Below are 18923 nucleotides of genomic sequence, written 5' to 3'. Positions count from 1 at the left end.
AACTCTTCAAACTTGAGTTGGCTCGTTTCATATCTACGTACCGGAGGATGAATGACATGTACGTATTAGCCATAGACGGTGGTGGGACAAAGACGAAAGGTGTCATAGCTGACTGTAATGGAAATGTTGTAGCTTCAGCAACAGTCGGAGCTAGTAATCCTAATAGTGTTTCTTTTTCAAAAATTAATCAAGAACTAACATTATTAATAGAATTATTAAAACAACAATCTGGTGACAGGTTCAAGCGAGTTATTAGATTATTTGCAGGGATGTCCGGGGTAGAACACCCAACTAATAATAAAGAAATGTCTCGTTTACTAAGTTCATTGGTAGCAAATGATGTGAAAGTAAGTGTAGATAATGACGCAATCACGGCTCTATACTCGGGGACATTCGGAAGGCCGGGAATTGTACAAATTGCAGGGACTGGAGCTATAGCTTATGGTCTTAATGAGCGAGGAGAAAGAGGGAGAGTTGGTGGTTGGGGTTATTTGTTTAGTGATAAAGGAAGCGGTTACCAACTAGGGAGAGATGGACTAGAAGCAGCTTTTCTCGCTTACGATGGAGCTGGAAACGATACAATTATTCAACAGCTCTTGGTTGACCATTTTAAAGTAGATGACTTATCTACAGTCATTCGAATTATATACCAGGATAATCCAAGAGAATTAATTGCTTCATTAAGCAGAATTGTCGTTCAAGCAGCAGACCATGGTGATATTGTAGCTGGGAAAATTATTAAAAAGTGTGGCCAGGATTTAGGAAAATCTATCGCTAGTTTGGCTACAAAATTGTTCTCGTCGAAAGAAAAACGTAAAATCCCAGTTGTCCTAACTGGTGGGCTATTTCATAGATTAGATTTATTTGAAGGGGAAGTTAATCTAATCTTGGAACAATATCAAATGGATACCTCGCTAATTATTCCGCAACTCGATCCTGTTGGTGGAGCGGTAATAGCAGGTTGGAAACAAGAACAAGAGTGGATTGATGAAAATACGACACAAGATTTTGTTACTAACTTTAACAGAAATGAGGTGTAGATAATAATGAGATTTATTTCCTGGGAAAAGAATAGATTGTCAGAGTTAGTCGATTTATGGAATAAAGAGCTAAGAGCGGATTTTCCAATGCGACCAGAGCTATTTGAACAAAATAGCTTTCAAGATGTAAATTTATTTAAGATGGGGTCACAAATAGTAGTCAACGATGAGGACGGTATCATTGGCTTTGTTGTAGCAAAAAAATGGCAAGATGACACCGATGTAGGTATTAGTAGGGAAACTGGTTGGATACAAGTATTGCTAGTTGACAGCAATTATCGTGGTAGAGGTATTGGAAAACAATTATTACAGCATGCGGAATCGGCATTAAAAGAATGCGGAGTGAAGCGTGTGTTGATTGGAATGGATACGTGGCACTATTTCCCAGGAGTACCATTGGAATATGCAGACAGTGTAAATTGGTTCGAGAGGCAAGGGTATAAAAAAGGATACATTGCCCATGATCTAGATTGTCACTACGAACAAAATGAAGGTCTATCCTTGCCGGAAATAGATGATGTAGAATTCACTATTTTACGGGAACAGGAACGACAGACTTTTTTAAGCTTTTTGAAGCAATGTTTTCCAGGTCGCTGGGAATATGAAGCAATGCAATATTTTGATAAAGGTGGAACGGGTCGTGAATTCGTTGTGGCTAAAAAAAGAGGCGAGATTATTGGCTTTTGTCGGATTAATGATGCAAAGTCACCGATTATTGCACAAAATGTGTATTGGGCACCATCATATGAGAATGAATTAGGTGGGATCGGTCCATTAGGTATTGACGCAAACGAACGGAAAAATCGCTATGGCCTATCAATTGTTAAAGCTGCTGTCTACTATTTAAGGAAACGAAATATCTTTTCGATTGTTATAGATTGGACAGAGTTAATCAAATTTTATAACAAACTTGGCTTTGAAGTTTGTAAAAGCTATCAATCTTACGAAAAGCAATTAGATTAGAAATGAGTGATATCAAATGAGAGAAAAAGTACTTCAATTTTTGCAGAAGGAAATAGACTTGGAGCATATTCCTGGAGCGGTCATTAGTGTTTCCTACGGTGGAAAAACGGTAATGGAAGAGGCTATTGGTTATCGCTCGGTATACCCGAATAAATTACCGATGAGTCTTGATACGGTGTTTGATCTTGCATCATTGACAAAAATAGTTGCTACCTTACCTTCCATTTTAAAGTTGATCGATAATGGAGAAATTAGGCTAGATGACCCGATATCGCACTTTTTACCTAAGTTCGGTCAGAATGGTAAGGAAAAAATTACAATTAGACATCTATTAACTCATACGTCGGGTTTACCTGCACACAAGTCATATTATGCAGAAAATTTTTCAAGAAATAAGATTATCGAAACAATTTTTGCCGAGGAGCTAGATCATTCGCCGGATCAAAAGGTAGTGTATAGTGATCTTGGCTTGATCATGTTATATAAAGTAATCGAAAAAGTTACGACACAACCTTTTGAGCAATTTACCGAAGAGCAGCTTTTTAAACCTTTAAACATGCTTTGTTGTGGCTACAATCCATCGTTTTCTCGAGAACGATATGCTGCGACAGAATATAGCGAAAAATTGAACGAGTATAAATGTGGAGTCGTTCACGATGAAAATACGGAAGCTATGGGTGGTATTAGTGGTCACGCTGGGTTGTTTTCTACCATTAAAGACCTACAAAATTATGCGAAAATGATTGAGAATGGTGGGGAATTTGAAGGGAAACAGATATTGTCAAATGTAGCATTGGCGCTGTCTAAGCAAAATCACACACCATTTGATACAGAATATAGAGGATTAGGCTGGGTAGTGAAGGGGCAAAAATTGCCTGCTTGTGGAGACTTATTCTCTAGTCGTTCTTATGGACATACTGGTTTTACTGGAACGAGTATCTGGTTTGACCCTGACATTGATTTACATGTCATATTACTAACAAATCGAGTCCATTATGGAAGACAGCCGCACATCTTAAGGCTACGTCCGCGGCTCCATAATATTATTCGCTCTTATTGTTAGAAGGGTATTTTTACAGGTTGGATCATTGCTAACCTGTTTTTTTATTTTTATTCTGTATCAATAGAAAGGAAAATGTAGATGAGTACGAGTTCTTCTAGCTATGTTGTTGGGTTGATGTCAGGCACATCCTTGGATGGAATTGATGCTGCATTGGTAAAACTGACAGAGCATAATCATAACATTGATTGGCAACTAATTAATTTTAAAACTGTACCCTTTTCAGAAGTTGTAAAAAAAAAGCTATATGATCTTTGCCAACCTGAAAAAGCGAGTATTGTTGATATTTCAACAATGAACATGCTTCTAGGCGAATTGTTTGCTGAAGCTGCTGAAATAGTCATTCGTGAAGCGAATTTTCATAAGGGAGATATCCAGCTAGTTAGTTCACACGGGCAAACTATTTTTCACCAACCCGAACCGGTTGCAATAAATGGAAGAAATGTGACTTCGACTTTGCAAATTGGTGATATTGGTGTGATCGCAGAGCAGACAGGTATTACAACTGTTGGAGACTTTAGAACTCGAGATATGGCTGCAGGTGGACAAGGAGCACCTTTAGTTCCTTATGCTGATTATCTTCTTTTCAAGGGAAAGATTGGGAGAGTACTATTGAATATCGGTGGGATATCCAATTTGACTGTTTTACCTGCAAGCGCGAACGAATCAGATATTATCGCTTTTGATACAGGTCCAGGAAATATGATGATTGATATGTTTACTAATAGGATAACTAAAGGAGTGCAATCTTTTGATAGAAATGGATTGCTAGCTGCTAAAGGAAAAGTAAATGAAGGTTGGCTAAATCAACTTCTTATGCATCCATACTATAATCAGTTGCCGCCCAAAAGTACAGGTAGAGAATTGTTTGGAGAAGAGTTTGCGAATCTGTTGTGGGATGAAGCGAGTAAATTAGGTATTACAGACTATGACAAATTAGCAACAGTTACAGCATTGACTGGAAAAACGATTGCTAAGGAAATTAATAGATATGTCGAATTAAAAGATATAAAAGAAGTTTTAGTAAGTGGCGGAGGGTACTATAATCAAACGTTAATGAAAGAATTAAAGGCTTTATTACCAGAAGGAGTTTTGATTGAAGGAACCGATTACTATGGTATTCCAGCAGATGCAAAAGAAGCTATAACTTTTGCAATTCTAGGTTATCAATGTTACAAGAAAAGAACTAATAATATACCGAAAGCTACTGGTGCAAAAAAATCTGTAGTAATGGGGAAAATTGCATGGTAGAAGGGTATTATATATTATGATTTTGTTATCTTTATAAGTACGTAATAAGAGGGTTTGTGTTATCAGAATATAATAAATAGGGTAATTAAATTTATAAATGAAAAGAGGTAGTCTTGTGAATGAAACTTTCCCCACGGTCAATCGTATATATAACAAGATAAGACAAAGGAGCTGTTGTAAATGGGTAAGTATTCTCTAGACGAATTCATAAAGCAGACAAAACAAGATGAAGGTGAAAATGAATATTTTGAATTGGAAACACCAAGAATTCTTGAAGTTAATTTGATTGATCAAGTATGGGCGAAAGCTGGTTCTATGATTTCCTATAACGGAAAAATAAAGTTTGAGCGAGAAAAAGTATTGGAACATGGTGTAGGTAAGATGTTTAAGAAAGCGCTAACCGGTGAAGGAAGTTCATTAATGAAAGCGACCGGAAGAGGACGTTTATACTTAGCAGATCAAGGTAAGAAAATTACAATTTTCGAATTAAATAATGAGTCAATTACAGTAAATGGAAATGATTTACTTGCCTTTGAACCAGGTAATATCGAGTGGGATATTAAGCTGATGAAAAGAATTGCTGGCATGATGTCTGGAGGACTATTTAATGTAACCTTAAAAGGCAGTGGAATGGTAGCTGTTACTTCTCACTATGAGCCATTAACGTTACTAGTACGTCCGGGAGAGCCTGTTATTACGGATCCGAATGCAACGGTAGCTTGGTCAGGTCACCTTCAGCCTGAGTTTCGCACAGATATTAGCTTTAGAACATTTTTGGGTCGAGGTAGTGGAGAGTCAATTCAAATGGAATTCTCCGGAGAAGGATTTGTCATTGTCCAACCATTCGAAGAAGTATATATGAATAGTAATGGTTCGAATTAACGACATTCTGTAATAAAAGGAGGATGTGAGTCATTGGATAAGCGGCTTAGTTATATGGTTCCGGGTGGGTTATTGATGGGATTGGGAATTGGTAAACTTCTTGGTTATCCAGGAGCGGGTCTTTTTATTGGTCTAGGAGCTGCATTTGTGATTATTTCTATATTTTCATTGTTTACAAGTAAAGATGAACAGACCCGAAAGCAAGAGGATGACGATTTGGAATTGTAGGTTTATGGTAGTCCATACAGCAAAAGTAAAAGGAGTGAGATCTTCACTCCTTTTACGATGCAGAAAATTAAGTCTAAAATTAGTGTTCTCTTTTATGCTTTGGAATAGCGAGTGTTTTGAAATTGGCTGCCAGTTCATGTAATTGTTTGCGTAATAGCTCTCCACTCATCGGTAAGCCGTGTCCTGTTATGAGCACTTCCGGATCAAGTTCGGCTAGTGTCTTGACGGATTCTTCTGCACGGTCCCATTCGTGTGTAAAATAAGCTGGAGGACCGTGTACCTTTTGGAGAGCAAAAAATACAGCTATTCCAGATTCTGCTTTTTCTGTAGTAATGGCATCGCCGGCTACTAATGTACGATCATGCTTGCGAAATAGTGAAATGTGACCAGGTGAATGTCCGGGAGTAAGTATGTATTTCCAATCAGCTAAAAATGGTAGCTCCCCATCATCTGGTAATGGCCTTACCCATTCATCTAAGTTTACGGCCTTAGTAGGAAAAATAGGCGATAACAATGATATTATCCCCCCACCAACCGTAGGATCAGCAGGTGGATATTGTTTTGTTCCGTTAACGTAATCTATTTCTTTAGGATGAATATAAATAGGTACATCCCAATATTCGGCCAGTTTTTTGGCAGAACCGACATGATCAAAATGCCCGTGTGTAAGAATAATTGCTTTTGGAGGCGCAGAGCCGTACCGCTTTTGACATGCAGCGCGAATACGTTTGCTATAGTTAGCTGCCCCTGTATCAATTAATACCCATTCGGCTGTATCTGGTTTTCCGATCATACATACATTTGCTAATAACGTACGATAAAAAGCAAGGTCATCTAAAATCTCTTCAGCCTCCGCGTGGTCCATATCGAAGCCATCTTGTTCAAAATCTTCTATTTCCTTATCCATAATTGTCTCGACCTCCTTGTGCCTATTTTGTCATACAAAAATATTACTTATACACGTGTTCGGTTTTGTATAGTAATATGGAGGAGCTGTAATCTGGACAAGGCATAACGGAAGTGGTATAATCATACTGTTTTATTAGGCGATATATTAATATTCGCAATCTTTATAGACGATATAGTTAGCAAGATCTTTGCCTAAAGGTGAAGGCTTGATTTTTAAAAAGGCCTTTAGCCACGGACAAATTGGTGGAGGTCTTATTTTAATTGTAGGAGAGGGGAGTGCCTATATTGGATTCGCTATGGCTTGAATATGGATGGACTTTATTAATATTAATTGGCTTAGAAGGAATCTTGTCAGCAGACAATGCATTGGTTCTTGCAGTAATAGCTAAGCATCTACCAGCAGATCAGAAAAAACGTGCCATAAATTACGGGATTATCATAGCGTTTGTATTCAGATTCGCTGCGCTATTTGCAATCTCTTTTTTGGTTAATGTATGGCAAATACAAGCGATTGGTGCTGCATACCTTATATATTTAGCCGTGAAGCATGTGTTCTTTAAAGAAAACGAAAACGACGTTAGTGTTTCAGGTAGTAAAGGTTTTTGGCCCACAGTTGCTAAAATAGGTGTTACGGATCTTGCGTTTGCAATTGATTCTATTCTTGCTGCTGTAACATTGGCTGTCACCTTGCCAATAACTCCACTTCCGCAATTTGGCGGCATGGATGGAGCGCAATTTGCGATTGTTGTTGCAGGGGCAGTGGCAGGCTTGATATTAATCAAGTATGCAGCAGGTTGGTTTATTCTATTATTGGACAAGCGACCTGGGTTAGAAACGACTGCATACGTTATTGTCGGTTGGGTTGGTGTTAAGCTTGCAGTCATTACACTTGCTCGTCCAGCAGTAGGAATACTTCCTGAACACTTTCCTCACAGTAGCGAATGGGAAGTAACTTTCTGGGGGATGTTACTAATTATCGCAATTAGTGGTTGGTTTTTATCAGGCAAAGAAAATAAGCATACAGTAATTACAAAAAATTGATACGGTAAAACGGAGCAGGTATAACCACTTGCTTCGTTTTTTTAATAGGGTTAATCAATTTCATGGGCGGAAATTGTCCTGGTTGTGTAGAGGTGATTTCGGTATTGGTGAGTGGGAATAATAAAAGTCGATGGATTTTTGTGGACGCCAGGGCTCTTGCTTATAAAAAATGCTCTTAATCTAATTGTGCCCCCAAGTATCCAAATCTCATCTTTATCTTTCAAACAGACAGCCACAGCGTTATAATATTATTTCGCACGCTTACGTTTTGTGGAGCAATACATAGAAGAAAGAAGGATACTGATGAAATTCCAAGATTTTCATAAAAACATTCAAATACGCATTATAGAATCGTTTATAAGTAGATTTGTAGGCAGTATGATTTTTCCGTTTATGTCTATTTATTTGGCGTACCATTTTGGTGCAAAGTTAGCAGGCTTATTATTGTTATGTAATGTACTTGTAGGAATTGGAATGAACTTTATAGGCGGTTATTTTTCCGATCAATTTGGTCGAAGGAAAGTTATGCTATTTGCTGAAGTGCTCCGGTTTGGTGCTTTTTTTACGATGATGATCTGTAATTCACCATGGTTTTTCTCTCCAACGATCACCTTTTTTATGATGACGATCAACAGTGTTTGTTGGGCGTTAGCTGGTCCGGCCAACCAAGCGATGTTAATTGATGTTAGTACACCAGAACAACGGAAATTAATGTATTCAATCATGTATTGGGCTAATAATCTGTCGATTGCGATCGGTGGTATTCTTGGTGCGTTCTTATATCAGGATTATTTATTCGAACTTTTCGTCGTGCTATGTATTGTGGCAGCTGTTGTTGTATTTCTTGTGTATGTTTATATAAAAGAAAGCTATGTTCCTGAAGAGCAATCTTCTTTTAAGCCTTTACAACATGTGTCGCGGATTTTTTCGAGCTATCGACGCGTGCTTCAAGACCGATTGTTCGTAGTTTTCGTAATTGCAGGCGTGCTAGTGATGTCGATGGAGTTTCAATTGACGAACTATATCGGTATTCGTCTAAGTGACCAGATGCCGAATCAACAATTCCTTCTATGGGAAGTTGATGGTGTAACAATGATGGGTTTCTTGCGTAGTGAAAATACAATTCTCGTGGCATTGCTTGCTTTATTTGTTACCAAGATATCTGGTAACTGGAAAGATCGATCCATACTCGTTACGAGCTGCTTTCTCTTTTCAATCGGATATGCGGTAATTTCCTACTCGAACAGTATTTGGTTATTGTGTATCATGATGGTCGTCTTAACTGTTGGGGAAGTGTTTCGTGTACCAGTGGAACAGGCATATACTGCGGCGATTCCACCAGATGATGCAAGAAGCGCATATATGGCATTTGTTGGCATGAGATTTAATTTAGGAATGTTGATTGCTTCGATAACTGTGACCTTAAGTGCTTATTTATCAACGATAATAATGGCGATTATTATAACGAGTGTAGGTTTGCTTGGTACTTTTCTATATTATGTGATCACTCCACAGTTGGATGAAAGAAAAGCGATTGCAGAATTAAAACAAACAGCTTGAAGTATTTCTGTTATCCACAATCAATCCAAAGAGGAAATGTCATGTAAAGAAAAGTTATCCTATGAAACAGACTTTTCTCCACAGTTTTTGCAAATATAAGGTGGATAACTTGCCTTAAAATGAGTTATCCAGAGGGGTTTATAAAAAAAAATTAAAAAACAAAAAGTTGTCCACAGCTTTATCGTGCAGGAAGCGATCTAAACCGTTGGGATCATGCGTTGAGTAATCGAGTCATTCGTGAGATAATATACGCGCTTTTCTGTGTATAAACTTTGTTTTAAGGTGAAATTTTTAATGACAGGAATGATCGATTTGCTCAGCAAATTTATCACAGCGACAAAGACTCGAACGGCTTTAGTGTGGAGGATACCGACTTTTCCGCTTTTATTATTGTTGAATTTTATGTTTTGCCTATCCATCTCTTTGTTCATCCCGTTTTCGTCTATCTATGGTCTTGATTTGATTGGTATGAGTAACATTAAATATGGAATATTCATGACTACGATGGCTATAGGTGGAGTAGTTATAAGTACGTATATAGGTAAATTGTCAGATCGAAAAACGAGCAGAAAATTAATTTTAATAATAACTTCCTTCGCAGCCATAATCGGTTACATTGGGTTTGCATATATTAGGGACTATTATCTATTATCCTTTGTAGCATTTTTTCTCTTAGGGGCAGCATCTGCGACGATGCCGCAATTATGGGCGCATGCACGAGAGGTTGTGGAGAATTCCAATATATCTAAGAAGGAAATCCCGTATGTCATGAATGTATTTCGCATGTTTATGGCACTTGCATGGACAGTTGGTCCAGCCTTTGCTGGTTGGATGCTCGTTTGGTTGGACTTTAAAAACCTGTTCTTAATGGTGGCAACGGGTTTCTTCATATCTATTATAATAATTTCAATTTATTTAAAAGATGAACCTAATAAAATAGATATGACGGGAAGACAAGTAGCTTTAGGGAAATTTATTTTTAAACCATATATTATGGCAAATGTACTCGCGATGTTTTTACTTCATGCAGCAACCACCATTAATATGCAAAACATACCTCAATTTGTTACGAAAGAATTAGGTGGAACCGAAGCGCATGTTGGGATTATCTTTAGTGTACCACCCGTATTCGAGGTTCCTTTAATGATTATGTTCGGAATTTTAGCGACACGTCTCGATTTAAAACTACTGATTCGGCTAGGTTTTTTATTTTCATTTCTATACTTTTTATTAATTTGGAACGTAACAGCACCTTGGCAAATATATCCGTTGCAAATATTAAGTGCTGCGAATGTTGCAATTACGGCGGGGCTAGCAGTTACCTACTTTCAAAATTTCTTGCCAAAGGAACAAGGAACTGCAACAACGCTTTATATGAATACCCAAAAGATCGGACAAACAGCAGGATTCCTGTTATTTGGCTATTTTTCTAGTATTATAAGCTACGGTAATGTATTTATTATTTGTGTAGTGTTTACGGGAGTCGGATTATTCATCTTATTAGCTTTCGGAAAAGAAACGGAAAAAAGTGGTGTGTTAGGGGCCGTGAGCACTTAAATTCAAGCAATTGTTACGCTTTCATTAAATTTTAATAGATCTATAGACTTCTTTTTTAAACGTGGTACAATTAATCTAGTAGAGCAAAAGGGAGAAATTTATATGCAGCATTGGATGAAAAAAATATTTGTCGTACTTATCACGATATTAACATTAGGAGCATATGTCCCTCCAATCTATTTAGATGCAAATGCGGACACGGAAACAGATGAAGTTGCTCCGGCAAGTTCGAATGATGTTGCTCCAGAATCTGCTATAGAAGAGAAGCATGACGATAGTAATGATGCACCTGAATCGGAAGATGATATGGTTCGCGCGATTACGGATCAAGCCAAAGCACAAACATTCGCTAAGCTAGGTCCTAGAATTGTAAATCAAGTTGAAGATGAATTTATGACAAAAATCTTACCATCGATTGAAGAGGTTGTTAATCAAGTATTAGTCGAAGCAGGAGAAGAATCTTTGCCGTATTATGGCATTACAGAAAAACCTTCTTCTGGATATGGTGAGAAAATATTTGATATATATGATGCTAGAACGAATAAAGATATTGTACGTTTTCATGTAAGAAGGGATAATCGTCCACAGGAAGGGTATTGGTTTAACTTCCATTACCATTTGAGTAATGATGGATTTGAAAAACACCACCAAATTGGTGAAGTGTATTGGGATAAAAATACACCGCCTAAATGGATGGCATAAAAATAAATGTATCGAGTATGAACAAAACAAAGTTCATACTCGATTTTTGTATATAAAGGTAAAAATAATATATTTCCTATTTGATCCATTGTCTAATGTTTTGTTTGTGTGTAATAATCAAAAGTTTCCATTGCGAGTGTAACACCTTGGGAAAAAGCAGCTCCGCCACCAAGTGCAGCACTGACGGCAATTGTCTCCATGATTTCATCTTCGGTAGCCCCGTGTTCTACTGCGCCTTTCGCGTGATACATAATGCAATATTCGTCTTGGGCGTAGATACTAATTCCGAGTGCCATTAGCTGTTTTTCTTTCTTTTGAATTGCGCCGTCTTTGAAACAAGCTTCCGTAAAATCGAAGTAGCCTTGTGTCATCTTCGGAAGGCGGTCTTTGAAGCGGCTTGTACCTTCTTTAAAATCTAATATCGATTCGTCGAAATAACTATAGATCTGTTCTGAATTTGTATCCATATGTAATTCACCTCATTTATAATTTATCTTGTCCCTTCTTATAATTCTATAGGACAATCATAAACATGCGTGGAATTATATGGAATTTACATAGTAACATACTAATGAAGGGCTGGACACATCTTAAGTTTAACCGTAAAATTTTGTGAAAAGGGGGTAACAAAATGAATGAAAGTAAAAAGGTAACAATAAAAATTAATGATAATGGTTCGATCCGTGTTACAGGGGAAGTGGAATTAGTCGATGCAGAAGGAAATGCATTTGAAACTAAACCATCCTTCTCATTATGTCGTTGTGGACATTCTAGTAAAAAACCGTTCTGTGACGGCACGCACAAGAATATAAATTTTGAAAGTAGTCCGAGGGCTACGCAGTAGGGTGAAAAGGCTATAAGCATCTGCAACAAAGCTTATAGCCCTTTTTATAATTCGCGCTGATCTAATGAGAAATTAAAGAAAGCCAACACAGATTTTTAAAAGATTTGATAAAGATTTTTTTGAAAAATTCTCCACATTTGCTTAAGCTTAATAAATGTTGCTATAACGGCAATGTAAACGACTAACAATATTACAAATATCAATAATATTTAGAAAATTGTATAAATTAACATGTTAGATTATCTTACAAGGTTGTTGCGAGCCAAAAAAAACCCTGCTAAATTAGTACTTAACACGAGATGTTAATACACATCACACAAAAGGGGAGAAAAAAATGGAAATCGCACTTATGGATAATTTATGGGTTATTGTTGGTACAGTTTTAGTATTCTTTATGCTTGGTGGATTTATTTTACTAGAAGCTGGTTCAACTAGAATGAAGAACGCTGGTCATGTTGCTGGTAAAACAATCTTTACAGCCGGTATTGGCGTTATCATGTTCTGGGCAGTAGGTTACGGCTTGATTTATGGCGAAGGAGGCAATTGGTTTGTAGGTTGGGGAAGCTTCTTTGCAGGTGATGCATCATTTGCAGGTGAAGGATTATCTCCAGCTGTAGACATTATGTTCCAAATGGTGTTTGCGCTAGTTGCAATGACAATTGCGTTTGCTGGTTTCGCGGAACGTGCTAAATTATCTGCGTATGTTATTTTCGCTATATTATTCTCTGTACTTATTTATCCGGTAGTTGCGCACTGGATCTGGGGTGGCGGCTGGTTAGCTGATCATGGTAAACAGGATTTCGCTGGTTCAACTGTTGTACACTTAACTGGTGCAATGGCTGCACTTGCTGCGACAATCATTCTTAAACCTCGTATAGGTAAATACAACAAAGATGGTTCATCTAATGATTTAGCTGGGCACAACCAAGTATATACTGCGTTAGGTGTGTTGATTCTTTGGGTAGGTTGGTTTGGATTTAACGGTGGTAGTACTTTCGGTGTAGCTGATGGATTCTTTGGATTTGTTGCTCTTAACACCATGTTAGGAGCTGCTGGTGGTACAGTTGCTGCAATGGCTACTGCTTATGCATTAACAGGAAAAGCGGATGTTCCAAACATGCTGAATGGTGCACTAGCTGGTCTAGTTGCAATCACGGCTCCTGCAGGATTTGTTGAGCCTTGGGCAGCGGTTGTAATCGGTCTTGTCGGTGGTGTAATAGTTGTATTTAGTGTAAAAATGTTTGAAACTGCTAAAATTGATGATCCAATTTTCGCGCTATCTGTACACGGTACAGTCGGTGTTTGGGGCACGCTTGCAAATGGACTATTTGCAGTACCAGCATTCTCATCTGAAATTGACTGGGGTAAACCGGGATTATTCTACGGTGGTGGATTTGAACAGTTAGGCGTTCAAGCATTAGGTGTTGTAACAAGTGGTTTGTATGCATTTGTTGTAGCGTTTATCATCTTAAAGGTAATGGATGTTGTGATGGGTGGTCTGCGTGTATCTGAGGAAGAAGAAATCCTTGGTCTTGATATGAGTGAACACGGTGGCTACGGTTATCCTGAAAACATGCCTGGATCTGACGACAAAAAAGGTGCTTAATAATTCGAAACAAACAAAAGGGATTGATCTATTTGACAAGCTATGCTGATATTAAAAAATGGCGACATCAAGAGATGCGAGCTGTTTCGACAAATCATCAGCAGTTAAATGAATTTCATGATGAAATTATGAAAGCTACAGTTCAAATAGCAATCAAGAAAGTGCAAAGTGAGCGGGGGGAACCTCCTGCTCCTTTTGTTTTCTTTTTAATGGGAAGTGCTGGTAGATTTGAACAGTCTGTATGGAGTGATCAAGATCATGGAATTATTTTCAATGGTGATGACTACTGTGAACCATATTTTTTAGCTCTAGGCAAAGAGATTACAGAAGGATTGGCGGCGGTGGACTATGAACTTTGTGATGGCAAAGTTATGGCTTTAAACCCTAGGTGGTGTCAATCTCTTGATAAATGGGAAACACAAATAACGGAGTGGTTACAAGAGGCTAGTTGGGAATCGTTACGCCATTTTTGTACATTTTTTGATTCTCGGGTTTTCATTGGTGATGAAAAATATTTGGATGATCTAAAAGATTTAGCTTTCAATACGATTGAGGCAAATCCGAAACTTAATATTAGGTTTGTGGAAAATGTTGAATTTATCAAAAAAGGAATTGGCGTATTGGGTCAATTGCTTCCTGAGTTACATGGAACAGAATCTGGAAGTATACAATTAAAACAAACGACTTTTTATCCTTATGTAAATGCATTGCGTTTGTTAGCTTTAAAAAATCAAGTGTATACTGCGCCAACATTATTAAGGTTTCGAGAGTTAAAAAAACGTTATGAATGGATTGAAGAATATGAAACTTTTTTTGAAAGATTACTAGAGTTTCGTCTCCATTTTCGTCGCGATGCGGATGATTATGATGCGGTACATCTTCTTCCTTTAGAGTTGCTAAATAAAGATGAAAAACAAGAATTAAAGAAAATGATGAAAAAAGGATATAAACTTCTATCGGAAGTAAAATCAACTATAGAAAAAGAGTGTTCGCCATGAATCCAATGTTTCAATTTATAAAGGATATTACCGGTAAATTAAATACGAACGGGTACTCTTCATTGTCAAGTCAGTCAGATCCTAGGCAGGCTGCTTTCGTTCGAAACCTTCAACGAGAGCTTAAAAGTAAAAGAGTTTTAGATATTCCGCTTGATAATTTAAATGTGGTTGTATTTGATATTGAAACTACAGGCTTCTTTCCTTATAAAGGTGATAGCATACTTTCCATTGGTGCGGTCAAAATGGTTGGTGAGCACGTACTTGAAGAGGAAGTCTTTTATGCACCGATATACAGTGAAGAAGGTCCAACAGAAGAGATTGAGCGTTTAACTGGCATTACAAAACAGGAGCTAATGAACGCTGAACCGATAGAAACGGTATTGCATAATTTCTATAAGTTCATAAATAGTGACACGCTTGTTGCCCATCATTCAAGCCATGAAAAGGAATTTATGAAACATGTGAATTGGAAAGTGTTGAAAACAAGTTTTAGTCATCGTATTGTTGATACAGCTTTTTTACTTCAAATAGTGGAACCAGAAGAGGGACTTGTTTCACTTGATGAATGTTGTTCGCATTATGGAATTGAAATTGATCAAAGACACCATGCATTGTACGATGCTATTGCTACAGCTAAATTATGGGCGGAGAGTGTCCGGTTGATTCGGGAATTAGGTTTTTCAAATTTAGGAGATGTATATACACATCTTGCTAAGTATAAATAAATTTGACCAATAAGAGAGAGAGGGGGAAGGAGCACTTGAATAATGATATTCCTGATGATAAAGCTACTTTCCCTATTAGTGTGGTAGAAGAACTTACCGATTTAACAGCTCGACAAATTAGATATTATGAACAACAAGGGTTGATCAAACCGGCTAGAAATGAAGGTAATCGACGTGTTTATTCCATAAATGATATTCAAAGGTTGAAGAAAATTAAGCCTTTAGTAGATAAGGGGATAAATATTGCTGGTATTAAAGCTATGCTAAGTGATGAAGATGACTAATGATGACTGTATAGAGTTCTAAGGAGGATGGTGAATATCAATCTTCTTTTTTTGCTGCTTGAATAAATATAATAAGGTTAGTAAAAGAATTTGAAAACAGCTCTTGCTTAGAAAAGCAAGAGCTGTTGTGGTTTAATTTTACATTAAGTCATAAACAGATTCTTCAAAATAGAGCCAGTGGAAGTATTCAATTTGTTCATCGGACATATCAAGCACCTCTTCTTGATTAAATTTATTTTTTTCCAAAAGGTGTTCCACTTTATCATTTCTTTCTGTTTGGCTCATCTCAAAATCCTCCTTATGAACCTTCTTAAGTTGAAGTGTTCATTGTTTTTGTAATCGCTTACCTTTAACTTAGTTTTATTATATATCTCGAAGTGAGATTAAACAAATATCGTTTTGCGATTAATCAAGCTCAAAGTGATATGCATAAGTGATTGTCCGGCTGAGAAGGAAATTAGTATTCCTGGACTGGATTAAACAAAGGAATTAAGAAGGCTGAACATGCTAGAAAAAACTGGTTTTTTTGTGCAAAAAAAAGAAGGCCTTCCATGATGGAAGACCTTCTTATCATATCTACTTACGCTTTAACAACGTTAGTAGCCTGTGGTCCACGGTTACCTTCTTCGATATCGAATGTTACCGCTTGACCTTCGTCTAATGTTTTGAAACCTTCGCCTTGGATTGCAGAGAAGTGTACGAATACGTCGTCTCCACCTTCAACTTCGATAAATCCAAAACCTTTGTCTGCGTTAAACCATTTTACTGTACCATTGTTCATGTTTCTTTTCCTCCAAGTGCACTTGTTGCACAAAATATTACTATTCTTGCCGCATCATCATTCCAGATCACATACACTTAACAGTTGTTGCTTCTATCATTAATCAAATCCGGGCAAAAATAATTAACTTTAGTATAGCATGTAAGAAGTAAAGATTCAACCTCACCTCAAAGCCAAAATTTGTAATTATCCGGATTGCTATAAAATTATGCTCTTTTCTCGAACAATTGGATAATCTCTACTATGGTTTGAACAGCTTTTTCCATATTATTTACCGAGATATATTCAAACTTACCATGGAAATTCTCTCCACCTGTAAATATGTTTGGAGTAGGTAGTCCCATAAAGGAGAGCTGAGAACCATCTGTTCCACCACGAATCGGGTCAACGAGTGGAGTTATACCTAGTTTTTTCATTGCTTCATAAGCGACATCAACAATTTCTTTTACCGGCTCAATCTTTTCTGCCATGTTGTAATATTGATCGTTCATTTCTAAGATAATATTTTCTTGACCATATGTAGATTTGAAATTTTCGACCAATGCTTCGATATTTTTCTTCTTAAAATTAAATTTTTCTCGATCATGGTCACGAATGATGTAGTGTAGTTTGGTTTGCTCAACATCTCCCTCAAACGATAGCAAATGATAAAAACCTTCATATTTTTCTGTATGCTCAGGAGCTTCTTCTTTCGGTAGTTGATTGTTAAATTCCATGGCTATTTTTGTAGAGTTCACCATTTTATTTTTAGCTGTCCCGGGATGCACGTTGTTTCCTTTGAAAGTGATCTTGGCAGCAGCCGCATTAAAGCTCTCGTATTGTAATTCGCCAAGTGGGCCGCCATCAATTGTGTAAGCAAAACTAGCGTCGAATTCCTTGACATCAAATTTATGCGGGCCGCGTCCGATTTCTTCATCAGGGGTAAATGCGACGCGTATTTTGCCGTGTTTGATTTCTGTATGATCAATTAAATAAGCCATCGCAGTCATGATCTCAGCAATTCCTGCCTTATTGTCTGCGCCAAGCAATGTTGTTCCATCTGTAGTGATCAAGGTATGTCCTTTGTACTTTTTCAACTCGGGAAAAGCTTCTGTTGATAAGACTACATTTAACGCTTCGTTTAACACGATATCATTGCCCTCATAATTATCAATGATTTGTGGGTTTACATTAGCGCCTGTGAAGTCCGTAGCGGTATCGACATGTGCTAGAAACCCGATCGTAGGTACTTCTTTATCGGTATTAGCGGGTAACGTAGCCATTACATATCCGTGATCATCGATCGTTACGTCTTCCATGCCGATCGATTGTAATTCATCAACGAGCATTTTTGCCAAGGTTAATTGTCCATCTGTTGAGGGAGTTTTTTGATTGTTTTCATTTGATTGCGTATCTACTTTTGCATAAGTAATAAAACGATTGATGATTTCCTTGTTCAATTTATTCATCTCCATTATGTGTATAAGTTATATCCTTATATTAGCATAATGTGAAGCTAATATACCGAATGAATCACCTCATCCTGCAAAAGCTAATAAAGAGGTGATTATTTTGAAACAAAATAAACAACCAAACTATACGAAAAAAGAAGTGGATAGCGAAAATATTGGAATGCGTTCTGATTTAGACGCCGAGCACCCGTTAAAGACAGTGGACCGTTACGCAGGTGACTCTTTGGAAGAACATAAGCAGCTGGAAGAAGCAAACGAATATTTGGGTGAGAAAATCACAAAACAGGTGTTTAATAATTCCTAATCATATATGGTTTGAATGAACAGCTTGGATACTTATTTCCAGCTGTTCCTTTTTGTAGTACGCTTTATTCTTAAAGATTGTTGTGTTGCGGAAAACAGCTAAACTCCGTCGTAACTTGGAGAGTGCTTGCACCGCTCCGGAAATCCACTTCGCTTTCCGCGGGGGGCTAGTGAGCCTCCTCGAACTGCGTTCAAGGCCACTGAAAAAGTCTTTGTCTGTTAAAAATGAAGTTTTTTCAAAAACACTATCCCAAAATCTTGCTACTTTTCTATAGAAAAGTGGAGAAACCAGTTCGATTTACTTCTGATTTTTAGGCGGAAAGTGGGGATGGATTTTTTTGGTATTCACTCTTTTCAAAATTTATCGGACTTTTTCAGTGGCCTCCTGCGTTCTGCGGGGTCTCACTTAGGCCACTAGACCCGCAGGAGTCGAAGTGGATTTCCTACGCTGCTAACGGGATTGCTCTTCATTTGGGGTGATTGGAGCTCCAGGCAGTCGACTCCTGCGGGACAGCGCGAGCTGAAGATCCACTCAGAAGCGCATTTTGCTTCTGAGTTAGCTGAAGCCGTGCCCGCGGAAAGCGACTGCCTGGAGCGGAAATCACGAGCACTACGTTACGACGCATTTCACTTCAAATTTGAAGTGAAAGACAACAAACTATACGAAAAAAGCCTTGTGAAAAGACCGAAAAGTAAACATGAAAAATGTCTGTTCCAATACACGGCCGCTTGCTATAA

At 37.7% G+C, this 18923-nt stretch carries 21 protein-coding genes; 16 read left to right on the top strand and 5 right to left on the bottom strand.

Annotated elements, in window-relative coordinates; translation table 11 throughout:
- Nucleotides 1-56 precede the first annotated feature (56 nt).
- The 6 genes from ACI6MV_RS17230 to ACI6MV_RS17205 all read left to right on the top strand — a co-directional run bounded on the left by ACI6MV_RS17230 (nucleotide 57) and on the right by ACI6MV_RS17205 (nucleotide 5424).
- Nucleotides 57-1040, top strand: coding sequence for an N-acetylglucosamine kinase (locus ACI6MV_RS17230; protein WP_407271564.1), 984 nt, complete (start codon nucleotides 57-59; stop codon nucleotides 1038-1040).
- A gap of 6 nt (nucleotides 1041-1046) precedes the next feature.
- Nucleotides 1047-2003: a GNAT family N-acetyltransferase gene (locus ACI6MV_RS17225; protein ID WP_407271563.1), complete on the top strand. Its 957-nt coding sequence runs from the start codon at nucleotides 1047-1049 to the stop codon at nucleotides 2001-2003.
- Between the two features lie 16 nt (nucleotides 2004-2019).
- Nucleotides 2020-3066, top strand: coding sequence for a serine hydrolase domain-containing protein (locus tag ACI6MV_RS17220; RefSeq protein WP_407271562.1), 1047 nt, complete (start codon nucleotides 2020-2022; stop codon nucleotides 3064-3066).
- A 78-nt stretch (nucleotides 3067-3144) separates the two neighbouring features.
- The gene (locus tag ACI6MV_RS17215) at nucleotides 3145-4314 is read left to right on the top strand and encodes an anhydro-N-acetylmuramic acid kinase (RefSeq protein ID WP_407271561.1); all 1170 of its coding nucleotides are present in this window, start codon (nucleotides 3145-3147) and stop codon (nucleotides 4312-4314) included.
- 180 nt (nucleotides 4315-4494) lie between these two features.
- Nucleotides 4495-5196, top strand: coding sequence for an AIM24 family protein (locus ACI6MV_RS17210; protein ID WP_407271560.1), 702 nt, complete (start codon nucleotides 4495-4497; stop codon nucleotides 5194-5196).
- 33 nt (nucleotides 5197-5229) lie between these two features.
- Nucleotides 5230-5424 (top strand): hypothetical protein, encoded by a 195-nt coding sequence (locus tag ACI6MV_RS17205; RefSeq protein WP_407271559.1) that lies wholly within the window; start codon nucleotides 5230-5232, stop codon nucleotides 5422-5424.
- A gap of 79 nt (nucleotides 5425-5503) precedes the next feature.
- On the opposite strand, the gene ACI6MV_RS17200 is transcribed toward ACI6MV_RS17205, so the two are convergent.
- Nucleotides 5504-6331, bottom strand: a complete 828-nt coding sequence (locus ACI6MV_RS17200; RefSeq protein ID WP_407271558.1) for an MBL fold metallo-hydrolase — start codon at nucleotides 6329-6331, stop codon at nucleotides 5504-5506.
- A gap of 287 nt (nucleotides 6332-6618) precedes the next feature.
- On the opposite strand from ACI6MV_RS17200, the gene ACI6MV_RS17195 reads away from it, so the two are divergent.
- The 4 genes from ACI6MV_RS17195 to ACI6MV_RS17180 all read left to right on the top strand — a co-directional run bounded on the left by ACI6MV_RS17195 (nucleotide 6619) and on the right by ACI6MV_RS17180 (nucleotide 11193).
- A complete protein-coding gene (locus ACI6MV_RS17195; protein ID WP_407271557.1) occupies nucleotides 6619-7374 on the top strand; it encodes a TerC family protein in 756 nt (251 codons plus the stop codon).
- Between the two features lie 303 nt (nucleotides 7375-7677).
- Nucleotides 7678-8934, top strand: coding sequence for an MDR family MFS transporter (locus ACI6MV_RS17190; protein WP_407271556.1), 1257 nt, complete (start codon nucleotides 7678-7680; stop codon nucleotides 8932-8934).
- Nucleotides 8935-9228: 294 nt separating this feature from the next.
- Nucleotides 9229-10491, top strand: coding sequence for a sugar efflux transporter (locus tag ACI6MV_RS17185; protein ID WP_407271555.1), 1263 nt, complete (start codon nucleotides 9229-9231; stop codon nucleotides 10489-10491).
- Nucleotides 10492-10593: 102 nt separating this feature from the next.
- Nucleotides 10594-11193 (top strand): YpjP family protein, encoded by a 600-nt coding sequence (locus tag ACI6MV_RS17180; RefSeq protein ID WP_407271554.1) that lies wholly within the window; start codon nucleotides 10594-10596, stop codon nucleotides 11191-11193.
- 92 nt (nucleotides 11194-11285) lie between these two features.
- Here the strand turns inward: ACI6MV_RS17180 and ACI6MV_RS17175 are convergent, their stop codons facing one another.
- On the bottom strand, nucleotides 11286-11660 hold the full coding sequence (locus ACI6MV_RS17175) for a carboxymuconolactone decarboxylase family protein (RefSeq protein ID WP_407271553.1): 375 nt from the start codon (nucleotides 11658-11660) through the stop codon (nucleotides 11286-11288).
- 164 nt (nucleotides 11661-11824) lie between these two features.
- Between ACI6MV_RS17175 and ACI6MV_RS17170 the strand changes: the two genes are divergently transcribed.
- The 5 genes from ACI6MV_RS17170 (at nucleotide 11825) to ACI6MV_RS17150 (ending at nucleotide 15650) form a co-directional block, all read left to right on the top strand.
- Nucleotides 11825-12037 carry a CDGSH iron-sulfur domain-containing protein gene (locus tag ACI6MV_RS17170; RefSeq protein ID WP_407271552.1) on the top strand — a complete coding sequence of 71 codons (213 nt, stop codon included), beginning with the start codon at nucleotides 11825-11827 and terminating at the stop codon, nucleotides 12035-12037.
- Between the two features lie 334 nt (nucleotides 12038-12371).
- On the top strand, nucleotides 12372-13643 hold the full coding sequence (locus tag ACI6MV_RS17165) for an ammonium transporter (protein ID WP_407271551.1): 1272 nt from the start codon (nucleotides 12372-12374) through the stop codon (nucleotides 13641-13643).
- 32 nt (nucleotides 13644-13675) lie between these two features.
- Complete coding sequence (locus ACI6MV_RS17160) at nucleotides 13676-14641, top strand: DUF294 nucleotidyltransferase-like domain-containing protein (RefSeq protein WP_407271550.1); 966 nt, start codon at nucleotides 13676-13678, stop codon at nucleotides 14639-14641.
- Nucleotides 14638-15366: an exonuclease domain-containing protein gene (locus tag ACI6MV_RS17155; protein ID WP_407271549.1), complete on the top strand. Its 729-nt coding sequence runs from the start codon at nucleotides 14638-14640 to the stop codon at nucleotides 15364-15366. The genes ACI6MV_RS17160 and ACI6MV_RS17155 overlap by 4 nt, the downstream gene beginning before the upstream one ends.
- Before the next feature lie 35 nt (nucleotides 15367-15401).
- The gene (locus ACI6MV_RS17150) at nucleotides 15402-15650 is read left to right on the top strand and encodes a MerR family transcriptional regulator (protein WP_407271548.1); all 249 of its coding nucleotides are present in this window, start codon (nucleotides 15402-15404) and stop codon (nucleotides 15648-15650) included.
- Nucleotides 15651-15788: 138 nt separating this feature from the next.
- Here the strand turns inward: ACI6MV_RS17150 and ACI6MV_RS17145 are convergent, their stop codons facing one another.
- The 3 genes from ACI6MV_RS17145 to pepT form a co-directional block, all read right to left on the bottom strand.
- Nucleotides 15789-15935, bottom strand: a complete 147-nt coding sequence (locus ACI6MV_RS17145) for a BH0509 family protein (RefSeq protein ID WP_407271547.1) — start codon at nucleotides 15933-15935, stop codon at nucleotides 15789-15791.
- A gap of 295 nt (nucleotides 15936-16230) precedes the next feature.
- Complete coding sequence (locus ACI6MV_RS17140) at nucleotides 16231-16431, bottom strand: cold-shock protein (RefSeq protein WP_407271546.1); 201 nt, start codon at nucleotides 16429-16431, stop codon at nucleotides 16231-16233.
- A gap of 206 nt (nucleotides 16432-16637) precedes the next feature.
- A complete protein-coding gene (gene pepT / locus ACI6MV_RS17135) occupies nucleotides 16638-17870 on the bottom strand; it encodes a peptidase T (protein WP_407271545.1) in 1233 nt (410 codons plus the stop codon).
- A 112-nt stretch (nucleotides 17871-17982) separates the two neighbouring features.
- Between pepT and ACI6MV_RS17130 the strand changes: the two genes are divergently transcribed.
- Complete coding sequence (locus ACI6MV_RS17130) at nucleotides 17983-18186, top strand: hypothetical protein (RefSeq protein WP_407271544.1); 204 nt, start codon at nucleotides 17983-17985, stop codon at nucleotides 18184-18186.
- The last annotated feature ends 737 nt before the right edge of the window (nucleotides 18187-18923 follow it).

The organism is Radiobacillus sp. PE A8.2, assembly GCF_045635475.1.
GTDB lineage: Bacteria > Bacillota > Bacilli > Bacillales > Amphibacillaceae > JBJGXI01.
The sequence above is the reverse complement of the archived record's forward strand: the minus strand, read 5'-3'. Positions and strand labels throughout refer to the sequence as shown.

Excerpts from the sequence above, each read along its gene's own strand:
- ACI6MV_RS17230 (WP_407271564.1), top strand. The coding sequence starts at position 57 with ATGTACGTATTAGCCATAGACGGTGGTGGGACAAAGACGAAAGGTGTC.
- ACI6MV_RS17225 (WP_407271563.1), top strand. The coding sequence starts at position 1,047 with ATGAGATTTATTTCCTGGGAAAAGAATAGATTGTCAGAGTTAGTCGAT.
- ACI6MV_RS17220 (WP_407271562.1), top strand. The coding sequence starts at position 2,020 with ATGAGAGAAAAAGTACTTCAATTTTTGCAGAAGGAAATAGACTTGGAG.
- ACI6MV_RS17215 (WP_407271561.1), top strand. The coding sequence starts at position 3,145 with ATGAGTACGAGTTCTTCTAGCTATGTTGTTGGGTTGATGTCAGGCACA.
- ACI6MV_RS17210 (WP_407271560.1), top strand. The coding sequence starts at position 4,495 with ATGGGTAAGTATTCTCTAGACGAATTCATAAAGCAGACAAAACAAGAT.
- ACI6MV_RS17200 (WP_407271558.1), bottom strand. The coding sequence starts at position 6,331 with ATGGATAAGGAAATAGAAGATTTTGAACAAGATGGCTTCGATATGGAC.
- ACI6MV_RS17190 (WP_407271556.1), top strand. The coding sequence starts at position 7,678 with ATGAAATTCCAAGATTTTCATAAAAACATTCAAATACGCATTATAGAA.
- ACI6MV_RS17185 (WP_407271555.1), top strand. The coding sequence starts at position 9,229 with ATGACAGGAATGATCGATTTGCTCAGCAAATTTATCACAGCGACAAAG.
- ACI6MV_RS17180 (WP_407271554.1), top strand. The coding sequence starts at position 10,594 with ATGCAGCATTGGATGAAAAAAATATTTGTCGTACTTATCACGATATTA.
- ACI6MV_RS17175 (WP_407271553.1), bottom strand. The coding sequence starts at position 11,660 with ATGGATACAAATTCAGAACAGATCTATAGTTATTTCGACGAATCGATA.
- ACI6MV_RS17170 (WP_407271552.1), top strand. The coding sequence starts at position 11,825 with ATGAATGAAAGTAAAAAGGTAACAATAAAAATTAATGATAATGGTTCG.
- ACI6MV_RS17165 (WP_407271551.1), top strand. The coding sequence starts at position 12,372 with ATGGAAATCGCACTTATGGATAATTTATGGGTTATTGTTGGTACAGTT.
- ACI6MV_RS17155 (WP_407271549.1), top strand. The coding sequence starts at position 14,638 with ATGAATCCAATGTTTCAATTTATAAAGGATATTACCGGTAAATTAAAT.
- ACI6MV_RS17145 (WP_407271547.1), bottom strand. The coding sequence starts at position 15,935 with ATGAGCCAAACAGAAAGAAATGATAAAGTGGAACACCTTTTGGAAAAA.
- ACI6MV_RS17140 (WP_407271546.1), bottom strand. The coding sequence starts at position 16,431 with ATGAACAATGGTACAGTAAAATGGTTTAACGCAGACAAAGGTTTTGGA.